Annotated in this window: 13 protein-coding genes; 4 read left to right on the forward strand and 9 right to left on the reverse strand. The window is 74.0% G+C overall.

Going from position 1 to position 12,278, the window contains the following annotated elements:
* Positions 1 to 46: 46 nt before the first annotated feature.
* Both GXP71_RS06435 and GXP71_RS06440 read right to left on the reverse strand, forming a co-directional pair.
* Positions 47 to 544 carry a YbaK/EbsC family protein gene (locus GXP71_RS06435; RefSeq protein ID WP_162351983.1) on the reverse strand — a complete coding sequence of 166 codons (498 nt, stop codon included), beginning with the start codon at positions 542 to 544 and terminating at the stop codon, positions 47 to 49.
* A complete protein-coding gene (locus GXP71_RS06440; RefSeq protein WP_162351984.1) occupies positions 541 to 1,518 on the reverse strand; it encodes a pirin family protein in 978 nt (325 codons plus the stop codon). The genes GXP71_RS06435 and GXP71_RS06440 overlap by 4 nt, the downstream gene beginning before the upstream one ends.
* Positions 1,519 to 1,628: 110 nt before the next feature.
* Here GXP71_RS06440 and GXP71_RS06445 point away from each other — a divergent pair, with 110 nt between their 5' ends.
* Genes GXP71_RS06445 through GXP71_RS06455 form a run of 3 tightly spaced genes read left to right on the forward strand, consistent with a single transcriptional unit; the run spans position 1,629 to position 3,089 of the window.
* Positions 1,629 to 2,108: an RNA polymerase sigma factor gene (locus tag GXP71_RS06445; protein ID WP_202924336.1), complete on the forward strand. Its 480-nt coding sequence runs from the start codon at positions 1,629 to 1,631 to the stop codon at positions 2,106 to 2,108.
* A complete protein-coding gene (locus tag GXP71_RS06450) occupies positions 2,108 to 2,707 on the forward strand; it encodes a methylated-DNA--[protein]-cysteine S-methyltransferase (protein ID WP_162351986.1) in 600 nt (199 codons plus the stop codon). The genes GXP71_RS06445 and GXP71_RS06450 overlap by 1 nt, the downstream gene beginning before the upstream one ends.
* A gap of 10 nt (positions 2,708 to 2,717) precedes the next feature.
* Positions 2,718 to 3,089, forward strand: a complete 372-nt coding sequence (locus GXP71_RS06455; RefSeq protein ID WP_124341219.1) for a DUF2277 domain-containing protein — start codon at positions 2,718 to 2,720, stop codon at positions 3,087 to 3,089.
* 141 nt (positions 3,090 to 3,230) lie between these two features.
* On the opposite strand, the gene GXP71_RS06460 is transcribed toward GXP71_RS06455, so the two are convergent.
* The 3 genes from GXP71_RS06460 to GXP71_RS06470 form a co-directional block, all read right to left on the reverse strand.
* The gene (locus GXP71_RS06460) at positions 3,231 to 3,539 is read right to left on the reverse strand and encodes a hypothetical protein (protein ID WP_162351987.1); all 309 of its coding nucleotides are present in this window, start codon (positions 3,537 to 3,539) and stop codon (positions 3,231 to 3,233) included.
* Between the two features lie 8 nt (positions 3,540 to 3,547).
* Positions 3,548 to 5,029, reverse strand: a complete 1,482-nt coding sequence (gene mqo / locus GXP71_RS06465) for a malate dehydrogenase (quinone) (RefSeq protein WP_238402662.1) — start codon at positions 5,027 to 5,029, stop codon at positions 3,548 to 3,550.
* 179 nt (positions 5,030 to 5,208) lie between these two features.
* The gene (locus tag GXP71_RS06470) at positions 5,209 to 8,004 is read right to left on the reverse strand and encodes a cellulose binding domain-containing protein (protein WP_162351988.1); all 2,796 of its coding nucleotides are present in this window, start codon (positions 8,002 to 8,004) and stop codon (positions 5,209 to 5,211) included.
* Between the two features lie 266 nt (positions 8,005 to 8,270).
* Here GXP71_RS06470 and GXP71_RS06475 point away from each other — a divergent pair, with 266 nt between their 5' ends.
* Positions 8,271 to 8,471 carry a hypothetical protein gene (locus GXP71_RS06475; RefSeq protein WP_162351989.1) on the forward strand — a complete coding sequence of 67 codons (201 nt, stop codon included), beginning with the start codon at positions 8,271 to 8,273 and terminating at the stop codon, positions 8,469 to 8,471.
* Positions 8,472 to 8,586: 115 nt separating this feature from the next.
* On the opposite strand, the gene GXP71_RS06480 is transcribed toward GXP71_RS06475, so the two are convergent.
* The 4 genes from GXP71_RS06480 to GXP71_RS06495 all read right to left on the reverse strand — a co-directional run bounded on the left by GXP71_RS06480 (position 8,587) and on the right by GXP71_RS06495 (position 12,240).
* A complete protein-coding gene (locus GXP71_RS06480) occupies positions 8,587 to 9,765 on the reverse strand; it encodes an App1 family protein (RefSeq protein ID WP_162351990.1) in 1,179 nt (392 codons plus the stop codon).
* Positions 9,762 to 10,334 carry a Dps family protein gene (locus GXP71_RS06485; protein ID WP_162351991.1) on the reverse strand — a complete coding sequence of 191 codons (573 nt, stop codon included), beginning with the start codon at positions 10,332 to 10,334 and terminating at the stop codon, positions 9,762 to 9,764. The genes GXP71_RS06480 and GXP71_RS06485 overlap by 4 nt, the downstream gene beginning before the upstream one ends.
* 101 nt (positions 10,335 to 10,435) lie before the next feature.
* Positions 10,436 to 11,299 carry a non-homologous end-joining DNA ligase gene (gene ligD / locus GXP71_RS06490; protein ID WP_370520990.1) on the reverse strand — a complete coding sequence of 288 codons (864 nt, stop codon included), beginning with the start codon at positions 11,297 to 11,299 and terminating at the stop codon, positions 10,436 to 10,438.
* A gap of 14 nt (positions 11,300 to 11,313) precedes the next feature.
* On the reverse strand, positions 11,314 to 12,240 hold the full coding sequence (locus tag GXP71_RS06495; protein ID WP_370521011.1) for a DNA ligase: 927 nt from the start codon (positions 12,238 to 12,240) through the stop codon (positions 11,314 to 11,316).
* Between the last annotated feature and the right edge of the window lie 38 nt (positions 12,241 to 12,278).

Raw genomic sequence — 12,278 nt, forward strand, 5'->3', positions numbered from 1 at the left:
CGCGACGGGTCGAGGTCGCTCCCGCGCGGGCGTCGCCGCCCACCGCTCAGCCCGTGGCGACCTCGTCGTCGGCGACGACCAGCGGTGTGCCGCCGGTGATCGCGACGAGCTCGTCGAACGTCGTCGGGAAGACCGAGTGCGGCGTCCCGCCGGCGGCCCACACCTGCGGGTGCTCGTCGAGGGCGACGTCGACGACCGTCTCCAGCGGCGCCGGGTGCCCGACGGGAGCGACGCCGCCGATCGCCTGACCGGTCGCGGCGCGCACCTGCTCGGGTGTCGCGCGGGCGATCCGCTCACGCCCGAGCCGCTGCGCGAGCCCGACGGTGTCGACGCGGTGCCGGCCGCTCGTCAGCACCAGCAGCGGCTCGCCGTCCGCGAGGAAGACGAGGCTGTTCGCGATCGCGCCGACGGGGCAGCCGAGCGCGGCGGCGGCCTCGGCGGCCGTCCGCGCCGAGTCAGGCAGGACGGTGACCTGCCCGGTGACACCGGCGGCGTGCAGGGCGTCGGCAACGCGGCGGGCGGACGGGGGCAGGGTCTCGGTCACGGGAGCTCCGGTCGGGGACGACGGCGGCGCGGCTGCAGCCGCACGTTGGGCAGGGCGGGGGCGGGGATGCGCTCGGGTCCGTGGCCGACGACCGACCCGAACCGCTCGGCGGCGTCGGGCGACTCCCATGCGGCGCGCGCGGCGGAGATGTCGGCGTGCGACCGGCCGACGAAGTTCCACCACATGACGAGGTCGTGGTCGAACGGCTCGCCGCCGAGGAGCATCAGGCGGGCACCCTCGGCACCGGCACGCACCACGACCTGGTCGCGACCGTCGCCGAGGTAGAGCAGCGGCCCGGGCGCGACATCCACGCCGGCGACGGTCGCGTGACCGCCGAGCACGAGCACGGCGTGCTCGAACCCGCGCTCGAGCGGCAGCACCACGTCGTGGCCGGGGTCGACGACGACGTCGGCGCCGAGCAGCGGCGTGTGCACGCGCGCGCGTGACCGGGCGCCGTCGATCCCGCCGACGAAGACGGTCGCGCGTGCCCCGCGTGCCTCCCACACCGGCAGGTCCGCGACCTGCTCGAAGGACGGCGCGCCGTCCGCGACGTCGTCGGGCAGCGCGACCCACAGCTGGACCCCGTGCAGCGGTGCGGCGTCGCCGAGCGTGAACTCCGAGTGCGCGACGCCGTGGCCCGCGGTCATGAGGTTGAGCTGCCCGGGACGCACGACGACCTCGGACCCGACCGAGTCGCGGTGCAGGATGTCTCCCACGAGCGGCCACGTCACGGTCTGCAGCGCGGTGTGCGGGTGGGGGAGCACGCGCATGTCGACGGACTGCGGCCCCATCTCGTCGAGGAAGCACCACGCGCCGACCAGCGGGAGCGCGCGCTGCGGGAGAGTCCGGCGCACCTGCATCGCCCGCACGCCGCCCAGCGGGACCTCGCGTGCCTCGTGCAGCTCGGTGACGGGGCCGCGCATCCCGAGCGCCTCGCACAGCGCCTCCTCCGGGCGGACCTCCAGGTTCGTCATGGCTCCACTGTGCACGACGCGCCGATCTGCCGGGTGCACCACGCCTGGCACGCCGACCTGCCGGTGGCACCTCACACCCGGCGCGCCCCGGACGTCTGCACACTGTGGGCGTGAAGCAACCGTTCGAGCGGGTCGTCGTGGAGCACGGCGCGACGGTGCTGCGCGTCTGCCGGTCGGTCGTCGGACCGGTCGACGCCGACGACGCGTGGTCCGAGACGTTCCTGTCGGCGCTGCGTGCCTACCCGGACCTGCCGGCCGACGCGAACGTCGAGGCGTGGCTCGTCACGATCGCCCGGCGCCGCTCGATCGACGTGGCCCGGCGCACCGCCCGGCAGGCCGTCCCGGTCGCCGAGCTGCCCGAACGCACCGCGCCGGCCGACGGGCGCGACCTGGACCTGTGGGCCGCGCTGGCCGCGCTGCCGGACAAGCAGCGGCGGTCGGTGACCTACCACCACCTCGGCGGGCTGCCGTACGACGAGGTCGCGTCGCTGCTCGGCGGGACGTCGGCCGCGGCGCGACGGGCGGCGGCCGACGGGGTCGCGACGCTGCGCCGCACGTACCCGCGCTTCGCCGAGGAGGGAGAGCAGTGATGACGGACGCACGAAACCCTGCGACGGGGGAGCATCTGGCGCGGCTGCACGCCGGGCTCGTGGCACGGGCCGCCGAGGACGGGCTGCTCGACGTCGCCTACCGCACGGTCGACAGCCCCGTCGGGCCGCTGCTCCTGGCACGCACGCCCGCGGGCGTCGTCCGCGTGGCGTTCGCCGTCCAGGACCACGACGCGGTGCTCCAGGACCTGGCGGTGCGGGTCAGCCCGCGCGTGCTCGAGGCCCCGCACGCGCTCGACGACGTGGCACGCGAGCTCGACGAGTACTTCGCCGGGTCACGGCTGACGTTCGACGTCCCGGTCGACCTGCGCCTGACCGCCGGGTTCCGCCGCTCGGTCGTCGAGCACCTGCCGGACATCCCGTACGGCCGTACGGCCTCGTACGCGCAGGTCGCGGCGTCGGCGGGGAGTCCGCGTGCCGTCCGCGCGGTCGGCACGGCGTGCGCGCTCAACCCCGTGCCGCTCGTCGTCCCGTGCCACCGCGTCGTCCGGTCCGACGGCAGCCCTGGTCGGTACGCGGGCGGGGACGCGGCGAAGCACGCGCTGCTCGAGCTGGAGGCGCGCGTCGGACGTGCGGCGTAGCGTCGGGCGCATGTGCCGGAACATCACGACGCTGCGCGGGCTCGAGCCGCCCGCGACGACCGAGGAGATCGAGGCGGCCGCCCGCCAGTACGTGCGGAAGGTCACGGGCGTGCAGTCGCTCAGCGACGCGACACGCGACCCGTTCGAGGCCGCCGTCGCGGAGATCGCGGCGATCACCGCGCGCCTGCTCGACGAGCTGCCCGCCCGCCGCCAGCCGCCCGCGACCGTGCCGCCGCTGCGCCGTCCCGAGGTCCAGGCGCGCATCGCCGAACGGATCGCGGCGCGCGAGGCGCACGAGCGTGCGCACGAGCTCGGCCTGCCGCACACCCACGAGGACGACGACCTGCACGACGACCTCGACGAGGTCGCGGCCGCCCGCTGACGGGACCGGACGCGTCCCGCCGACACGGACGTGCTGCACGACCGCGGCGTGAAGATGTGTCGCGCCTGACGCCACGTCCCTTCCGCACGCATGGGCGGCGGCGCGCGCGTCGGGCTGTCGCGGCCGCAGCTGGCGGGGACGTCAGGACAGCGGGTCGGTGACCTCGCCGGCGACGACGTGCGCGGCGACGAGCCGGGGGATCCCCGGGGGAGCGACGGCCGACAGCGCGAGGAAGCGCGCCTCCGCCCGGTGCAGCCGGATGTGCTCGTCGAGCGTCCACGTCGGACCGTTGGTGAGCTGCATGCCGCACGCGCACGCGATGGTGACGCGCCCGTCGGGCGTGGTGTCGACGAGCCCGACGGTGGTGTGGTCGGTCGCGGCGCGCACCTTGGCGCGGCGCATCTCGGCGCTCACCGGCACGACCGGCGTCGCCGCGTCGTGGACGGTCATGGGGTTCCTCAGTGGTCGGTGGCGACCCGCTCGTCGACGAGCTGGTCGAGCTCGAACGACTCGTCCCAGTGCGCGCCGCCGAGCGACGGCATCATCGCACGCAGCTGCGGGCGCCAGCCCTCGACGCGCTCGGGGAAGCAGCGGTCCAGCAGGTCGAGCATGGTCGCGACGGCCGTCGACGCGCCGGGGGAGGCGCCGAGGAGGCCGGCGATCGAGCCGTCCGCCGACGTGACGAGCTCGGTGCCGAACTCGAGCACCCCGCCCTTCTTCCGGTCGCGCTTGATGACCTGCACGCGCTGGCCGGCGGTGATGAGCTCCCAGTCGCGCGGGTGCGCGGTGGGCATGAACGCGCGCAGCGTCCGCAGGCGGTCGGTGTCCGTCGCCGTGACCTCGCTGACCAGGTACTTCAGGAGGTCGAGGTTCCGCACGCCGACGGCGAGCATCGGGATCAGGTTGTCGGGGCGGATCGACTTCAGCAGGTCGAGCCACGAGCCGTGCTTGAGGAACTTCATGCTCCAGCCCGCGTAGGGGCCGAACAGGAGCGCGGTGCCGCCGTCGACGACGCGCGTGTCGAGGTGGGGGACGGACATCGGCGGGGCGCCGATGTCCGCCTTGCCGTACACCTTCGCCTGGTGCCGGGCGACGATCTCAGGGTTGGTCGTGCGCAGGAACTGCCCGCTGATCGGGAAGCCCGCGAAGCCCTTCGCCTCGGGGATGCCCGACTTCTGCAGCAGGGGCAGCGCGCCCCCGCCGGCGCCGATGAACACGAAGCGGGCACGCACGCGGCGGGCCCTCCGGTTGCCGTTCCAGCGGCGGTCCTTGACGCGCAGCGTCCAGGCGCCGTCGCGGCCCTGGCGCAGGCGCGTGACCTCGCTCTCGACGTGCAGACGTGCGCCGCGCTGCTGGGCGTCGTCGAGCATCGAGCGCGTGAGGGCGCCGAAGTCGACGTCCGTGCCGGAGCTCGCGCGCGTCGCGGCGACGGGCTCGGCCGGGTCGCGGTCCTCGACCAGGAGCGGCGCCCAGGCGGCGATCGTCGCCGGGTCGGCGCTGAACTCGAGGTCGGAGAAGAGCGGGTGCGCGCGCAGCGTCTCCCACCGGCGGCGCAGGTAGTCGACGTTCGCCTCACCGCGCACGAACGTCATGTGCGGGGTCGACGAGAGGAAGCCCGTGCCGCCGGGGAGGCGGCCGTTCGTGGCGAGGTGGTTCCAGAGCTCGCGCGAGAGCTCGAACTGCTCGTTGATCGTGACGGCCTTGGTGATGTCGATCGAGCCGTCGGCGCGCTGCGGCGTGTAGTTGAGCTCGCAGAGGGCGGCGTGGCCGGTGCCCGCGTTGTTCCACGGGTTCGACGACTCCGTCGCGACCTCGGCCCGGCGCTCGTGGATCTCGACGGTCCACGTCGGCTCGAGCGTCGTGATGAGCGCGGCGAGGGTCGCGCTCATGATCCCGCCGCCGACGAGGACGACGTCCACTGTCTCTTCGCGATGCGCCACGATTCGAGCGTATGTCGACGTCGAGAATCTCTACAGCGAGGAACGTGTGACCTTCGTCTCTCTCGTCCCATGACTTCGGGGAGATCGTGGGACGACCGACGGGGGCGACGGGCCGCCGTGGTGCGCGGCCCGCCGCCCCCGTCGGGTGGAGCGGCGAACGTCGGTGCCGGTCGCGGGCCTCAGCCCGCCGTGCAGGCCGTCCCGTTGAGCGTGAACACCGTCGGCTTCGGGTTGCTGCCCGCGTGCGAGCCGTTGAACCCGATGTCGACGCTGCCCTTCGCGGCGATCGTGCCGTTCCACGGCGCGTTCGTCACGACGACGGACTGGCCGGTCTGCGTGAAGGCGCCCGACCACCCGTTGGTCACCTGCTGCGACGACGGGAACGTGAACGCGAGCGTCCACCCGTTCATCGGCGCCGAGCCGTTGTTGGTGATGCGGAGCGACGCCGTGAACCCGGTGTTCCAGTCGTTCGTCGTGTACCGCACGGAGCAGCCCGTCGGCTGGACGGTCGGGGTGACGGTGGGTGTCACCGTCGGCGTCGGCGTCGGCGTCGGCGTGACGGTCGGGGTCGGCGTGACCGTCGGGGTCGGCGTGACGGTGGGCGTCACCGTCGGCGTGACGGTGGGCGTCGGCGTCACCGTCGGCTCGGTGCCCGAGGTGTTCCCGACGACGATCCCGCGCCCGTTGGTGCCGACGTAGACGCGCCCGAACACGTCGGGGTCACCGGTGATCGCGGCGCCCGTCCAGGCGTACTGGTGCTCGTCGTCGTTGATCCGCACCCATGTCGCCCCCGCGTCCGTCGAGCGGAAGAACCCGCGCACGCCGTTCAGCTTCGACGTCGTGTAGACCGCGGGGTACGTCGCACCCGGAGCCGCCTTGCCGAAGCCGACCGCGCCGCCGTCCTCGAACCCGGCGAGCTTCGTGAACGTCGCGCCCGCGTCGGTCGACCGCCACAGGCCGGTCTCACCCGCGAGCCAGACGTGGCCCTCGTACCCGGGAACCGCCCCGAACCGGATGTTGCCCGTGGTCGGGAAGCCGGTGGCCGTCGACGCGGTGAAGGACGCACCGCCGTCCGTGGACCGGTAGAACCGGCCGTCGCCGAACGCGTAGAACTTCTGCGCGTTCACGCGGTCGGCCTCGACGCGCGCACCCGCGGGGACGCCCGTCGACGCGGTCCACGACGAGCCGAGCGTGGTCGAGCGGTGCACCCCGGTCCCGGCCGGGCTCCAGACGATCGTGCCGCCGTCGGCGGACATCGCGACGGTCCCGCCGCCGGTCACGCCCGCCGGCTGCTGGCCCGCCCACCACGACGAGCCGGACGAGGTCGAGACGCCGATGTGCGACTCGACGGTCCCGTCGACGGCCTGCCCGACGCGGACCATCGTCGCGGGCTTCGCCTCCGCGAAGTCCACGCCCGTCACGGAGCCGTGGTACGGCTGCGTGTACATCTGCGCCGGCACCTTGGTGATGTCGGTGTGCACGAACCCGCCGATGTCGCCGAGCCCGGAGACGAGCTGCACCGGTCCCGGGGGAGCCGCGAGGTCGAGCACGGCCGTCTCCTCGATGCCCTGCGCCTTGACGCCGATCTTGACCTTCCCGCCCGTGTCCCACGCGGTGAGGTTGCTGCCGCCGTAGACCGTCGCGCCGGTGCCGTAGAGGAACTTGTCGGAGTCGAACGGGTCGATCTCGAAGGACTCCGTCATCCAGCCGAGCTTGACGAGCGGCTCGCCCACGGGCGCGGACGTCTTGCCGAACGTGAGCCACGGCGCACCCGAGTAGTCGAGGTCGTAGCGCAGGTCGCGGTTCGGGTAGCCGGCCCAGTCCCAGATCCGGCTCCAGGTCGCGCCCCGGTCGGTGCTGCGGAACACGATGATGTCCGGCCACCAGGAGATCTGCGTGACGACCATGAGCGTGTCGGGGTCCTGCCGGTCGATCGTCAGGCCCGAGTAGCCGAAGTACTGGTCGCTGCTGGACGACGGGACGGGGGAGATGCTCGTCCACGTGCCGGTCGTGGTGTCCAGGCGCCAGACGTCGCCGTGCCCGCCGTCGTACGGGCCGCCCGTGTCGCTGGTCGCGAGGTAGAGCTGCTTGCCCTTCGCGTCGTAGACGCCCTTGTGCGCGATGTACCCGGTCGGCTGGCCGGGGATCCGCTGCCACGTCGCACCCGCGTCGGTCGACCGGTAGACGGTGTTCTCCTTGTCGGCGACGCCGACGTAGATCGTCTTCGTCGGCGAACCCTTGGTGCCGCTCGACGGGTCGAACGTCACCCACACGACGCCCTGGTTGCTCGTCAGGTAGTCGTTGGTGGACGTGGGGTCCTGCACGTAGTTGCCGGGGTTGGTGAATGCGCTCACCTTGGCCCACGTGACGCCCGAGTCGGTGCTGCGCCACAGCCCGTTGCCGCTCTCGGTGCCGAGGTAGAGCACGCGGTTGTCGTTCGGGTCGACCTGCAGGCGCTCACCCATGCCGCGTCCGGGCATGTTGCCGCCGACCTTGAACGGCAGCATCGTCTTCTGCCAGGTCTCCCCGCGGTCCGAGGACCGCAGGACCGCGCCGTTCTGCGGGTCCCACGAGTTCGTGTAGGTGCCGACGGCTGCGTAGACCTTGTCCGGGTCCACCGCGTCCGTCGCGAGGCTGAGGACGCCGGTGTGGCTCCACTCGTCCCAGCCGATGTGGTCCAGCAGGGGGACCCACCGCTGGGTGGCCTGGTCGAGGCGGTACGCCCCGCCGATGTCGGTGCGGGCGTAGACGAGACCCTTCTCCGACTGGTTGTAGACGATGCCGGGGACGAACCCGCCGCCGACGACCTCGACGTTGCCCCAGGTGTACGAGGGGGCGGCCGCGGTCGCGGGGGAGCCGAGGGCGGCGACGGCCGTGCCGGCGCCGGTGACGAGTGCGGCCGCGAGGACGGCGCCGGCGAGGCGTCGTGGCGGGCGGCCCGGTCTGGCGGGGGAGGTTCGAGCAGGGACGCGCATCCGCTGCACTCCTTCGTGAAGGCGGTGGTGTGCCCGCCGGGCGAGGGTTGCCCGGCCGGTCGACCCCGTCGCCGGACGGCCTCGGGAAGGGCTCCGGGCGACGGGTGGCCGCACGGTATCGAAGCGCTTCGAGAGCCGGTCAGAGCACGAAACCTTTCGCACGCTGCCCGACCGGAGGACCGGGGCCTCGTCCAGCCCTCGACGCGTCGCGGGTCATCCGGTGGTCCGCAGGTGCGACAGCGGGGGAGCAGCGGTAGAAACCTCCCATGAGCCGCGACCTGACCTCCGACCCCGCCGCCGAGCATCTCGCCGAGCCTCCGCTCCCGGAGGCCGAGCTGGCCGCCGCCGACGCGCGCTCGGGCGGCGACCCGACGCGGGCCCCGCGGTCGCTGCACGCCGTCGAGATCGAGGCCGACGACGAGGCCATCGCGAGCAGCGACGACTGGGACGACCCGCAGCGCCTCTGACGGGATCCGACGACCGGCCGGACCGCGCGCCCGACGCGGACGAGGCTCCCCACCGAGAGCACGGCACGTGCGTGCCGGTCTCGGTGGGGAGCCTCGTCGTCGTCTCCGGACCTGCTCAGCTCCCGGCGACGCCCTCCGGGCCGATCTCGCGGCGGAGCTCGTACCCGTCGGCACCCTGCAGCACGGGGATGCCGTCAGGCGCCGCCGCGGCGGCCCGCTCGGCCGCCCGTGACTCGGGGGTGGGCGCCGGGAGGCCGTGCGCGAGCACGTGCTCGCTGAAGGTGAGCTGCCGCAGCAGGATCGCGCGCACGTGGTCCGGGTGGTGCGTCGCCGCACCCGCGTAGATCTCTGGGTCGCGCTGGCCGTCGTCGCCGACGAGGACCCACCGCACGTCGGGCAGCTCGTGCACGAGGCGTCTCAGCTGGGTGACCTTGTGCGCCGGGCCGCTGCGGAACCAGCCGGTGTTGGTCGGTCCCCAGTCCGTGAGGAGCAGAGGACCGGCCGGGTAGCCGTGCCGCTTGAGGAACCGCGAGATCGCGGGCGCCGCGTTCCACGCACCGGTCGACAGGTACACCACCGGCATCCCCGGGTGGCGTCGGCGCAGCTCGGCGTACAGCTCCGCCATCCCCGGCACGGGTTCACGCGCGTCCTCGTTGCGCACGAGCACGTTCCACGCCGCGACCAGCGGACGCGGCAGACGGGTCACCATGACCGTGTCGTCGATGTCGCTCACGAGGCCGACACGGACCGCCGGGTCGATCACGAGCACGGGCGCCTGCGCGCTCGCACCGTCCTCGGTCGTGAGCTCGACGTGGTGCCATCCCGGCGCCAGGTCGGACTCGAGCCGGACGTCGAGGTAACCCCCGCGGTCCGACACCACGGAGTGCTCGTGGCCGCCGGCGCGCACGCGCAGCGTCACCCCCGCGACCTGGGCCGTCGCGAAGGACCGCCAGCCGCGCGTCGACGGCGGCTCGGCCGCGTCGATGTGCGCGTCGGCACCGGCACCCGGCAGCTCGCGGTCCGGGAGCTCGGGCGGGGCCAGGAGCGTGCGCGCCATGACCCGGACCCAGCCGGGGGCGCCGTAGCCGGCGAACGGCTCGATCCGGACGGTCCAGCCCCGGTGACGCATCTGGTGCGCGACGGCACGGTCGAACGCGTCCTCGAGCCGGGCCGCGACGTGCAGGCGGCGTGTCGGGCTCGGCGGCTGCGACCCGGCGCCCGTGGCGCGGTGGCCCGGACGTGCCGCACGGAGCACCGCGCGGTCGTCCGCGGGGTGCTCCGTGCGGGTGGTCACGCCGATGCCTTGTCCTTCGCCCGGGCCTTGTCGGCCGACGCCTTCTCGCCCTGGGCCGACGCGGTGCTCAGCGCGCCGCCCGCCGACTCGAGGTGCGCGCGCACGAACCAGTGGAACAGCTCGAGCTCGTGCAGGTGGCCGATGAGCAGGTCGTTCGTGACGTCGTCGAGCTCCTCGGTGTCCTTCGCCGCCTGACGGTGGTCCGTGATGACGCCGACGTACACCTCGTCGAGCGCGCCGAGGTGCGCGATCGCGCTGTCCCGGCCGATCGCGTAGTCGTCCCAGGTGCGCGCCTCGACGAGCGCGCCCGGGGTACCGACAGGGGCGACACCGAGGGTCGCGATGCGCTCGGCGATCGCGTCGACCATGAGACGCACGGCGTCGACCTGCGGGTCGATCATCTCGTGCACCGCGATGAAGTGCGGGCCCACCACGTTCCAGTGGATGTGCTTGAGCGTGAGGGCGAGGTCGTTGAGCGCGTTGAGCCGCTGCTGGAGGATCTCGGCGGCCTTCGCGCCGTCCTCGGGCGTGAGCGACGGGACCGTGTACTTGGGCAGCGAACGTGCCATGAGGGGACTCCTCCTTCAGCTCGTGACCACCGGGCGAGGTCTTGCCCGGGTGTCCGTCCACGCTGCCGCAGGACCGGCCCCCTCGCCAGCGGAACGGGCGGTCACCCGAACGGGTCGCCGTCGCGCTCGAGCCGGTCGGCGACCTCGTCGGGACCGAGCTGCGCGAGCCCGGGGCCGATCTCGTCCCACCAGCGCGGTGCCGCGACGCGCGGCTCGTCGCGGCCGCGCAGCGAGTACGGCGTGATCGTCGTCTTGGCCGGGTGGTTCTGCGACCAGTCGATGAGCACCTTGCCGCCGCGGACGTCCTTGCGCATGACCGCGACGACCAGCGACGGGTGCTGCTTCGCGACCGCGAACGCGAGGTCGCGCGCGTACTGCCGGACCTCCGGAGCGGTCCTCCGGCCCGGCAGGCGCGCGTAGAGCTGCATCCCCTTGCTCCCCGACGTCACCGGGACCGTCTCGTCCAGGCCGTCCTCGCGCAGCCGGTCCGCGACGAGGTGCGCGACCCGGGCGCACTCGTCGAGGCCCGCCGGCGCACCCGGGTCGAGGTCGATCACGAGCCGGTCGGGGTTCCGCACGCCGCCGCGCGGCCCGACGGTCCACTGCGGCGTGTGCAGCTCGAGCGCGCCCTGGTTGGCGCACCACACGAGCCCGGCGAGGTCGTCGACGAACGGCAGCTCGAGCATCGTGCCCTCGCCGTCGTCGTTGTTCGGCGCCGCGGGCAGCGTCTGGCGGCGCAGCCAGTCGGGCGCCCCCCGCGGCACGTTCTTCTCGAAGAACTTCTCGCCCGCGACGCCGTCGGGCCAGCGGATCCGCGTCACGGGCCGCTCGTGCAGCTGCGGCAGCAGCGCAGGCGCGACGCGCACGAGGTAGTTCATGACCTCGGCCTTCGTCGTGCCCGTACCGGGGTACATGACCTTCTCGAGGTGGGTGACGCGGACCTGCCGCCCGTCCACCTCGACCATCTGCCGCTCCGGCGTCACTGCTGCTCCCAGGGGTCGGGGTCGGTGTCCGTCCGCACGCCCCGGACGACGGGCTGGCGGAGCCGGCCGGTCGGGGTGCGGTTGAGGTAGCGCGTGTCGACGACCACGACGGGCGCGCACCAGCGCGTGCCGCGCGCGTCGAGCGGCGGGACGTCGTCGTCGAAGGGGCACGCGTCGCGCGGCTGTGCGGTGACGGCGCGGTGCAGCGCCGACGCCAGCGTGCCCGTGAGCCCGCTGCCGGCACGGCCGAGGTAGCGCAGCCGCCCGTCGACGTCGTGCGCGCCGAGCAGCACCGCTCCGAGCCGCCCGCTCCCGGACGTCTCCTCGCGCCACCCGACGACGAGCGCCGCGCGGTGGTGCTGGTGCGCCGACTTCACCCAGTCGGCCGAGCGCACACCCGGCCGGTAGACCGACGACCGTCGCTTCGCGACGACGCCCTCGAGCCCGTGCTCCGCGGTCACGGCCCACAGCTCGTCGCCGTCCGGGTACACGGGGGAGAGCTGGACGCGTTCGGGCAGCGGCAGCCCGTCGAGCAGCGCGCGCCGCTCGTCGTACGCGCGCGTCGTGACGTCGGTGCCCGCGACGCGCAGCACGTCGAACACGAGGTACGTGACCGGCCGGGACCGGGCGAACGCCGCGACGCGGCGCACGTCCCGCACGTGCATGCGCTCGGCGAGCGCCGCGAACGAGGGTCGCCCGGCGTCGAGCAGCACGACCTCGCCGTCGAGCACGGTGCCTGGCAGGTCCACGAGATCGCCGAGCTCGGGGTACGCCGGCGTGACCTCACGACCGCCGCGGCTCCACAGCCGCAGCACGCCGCTCGTCGTGTCCGCGAGCGCCCGCACGCCGTCCCACTTGACCTCGTAGGCCCACTGCGGTCCGCGCGGCAGTGCGCCCGTCCGGGCTGCTGGGGTGGCGAGCATGGGCTCCACGGGTCCATCCTGCCCAGGTGGTCCGCGTC

The organism is Cellulomonas sp. H30R-01, assembly GCF_010119915.1.
Lineage (GTDB): Bacteria > Actinomycetota > Actinomycetes > Actinomycetales > Cellulomonadaceae > Cellulomonas > Cellulomonas algicola.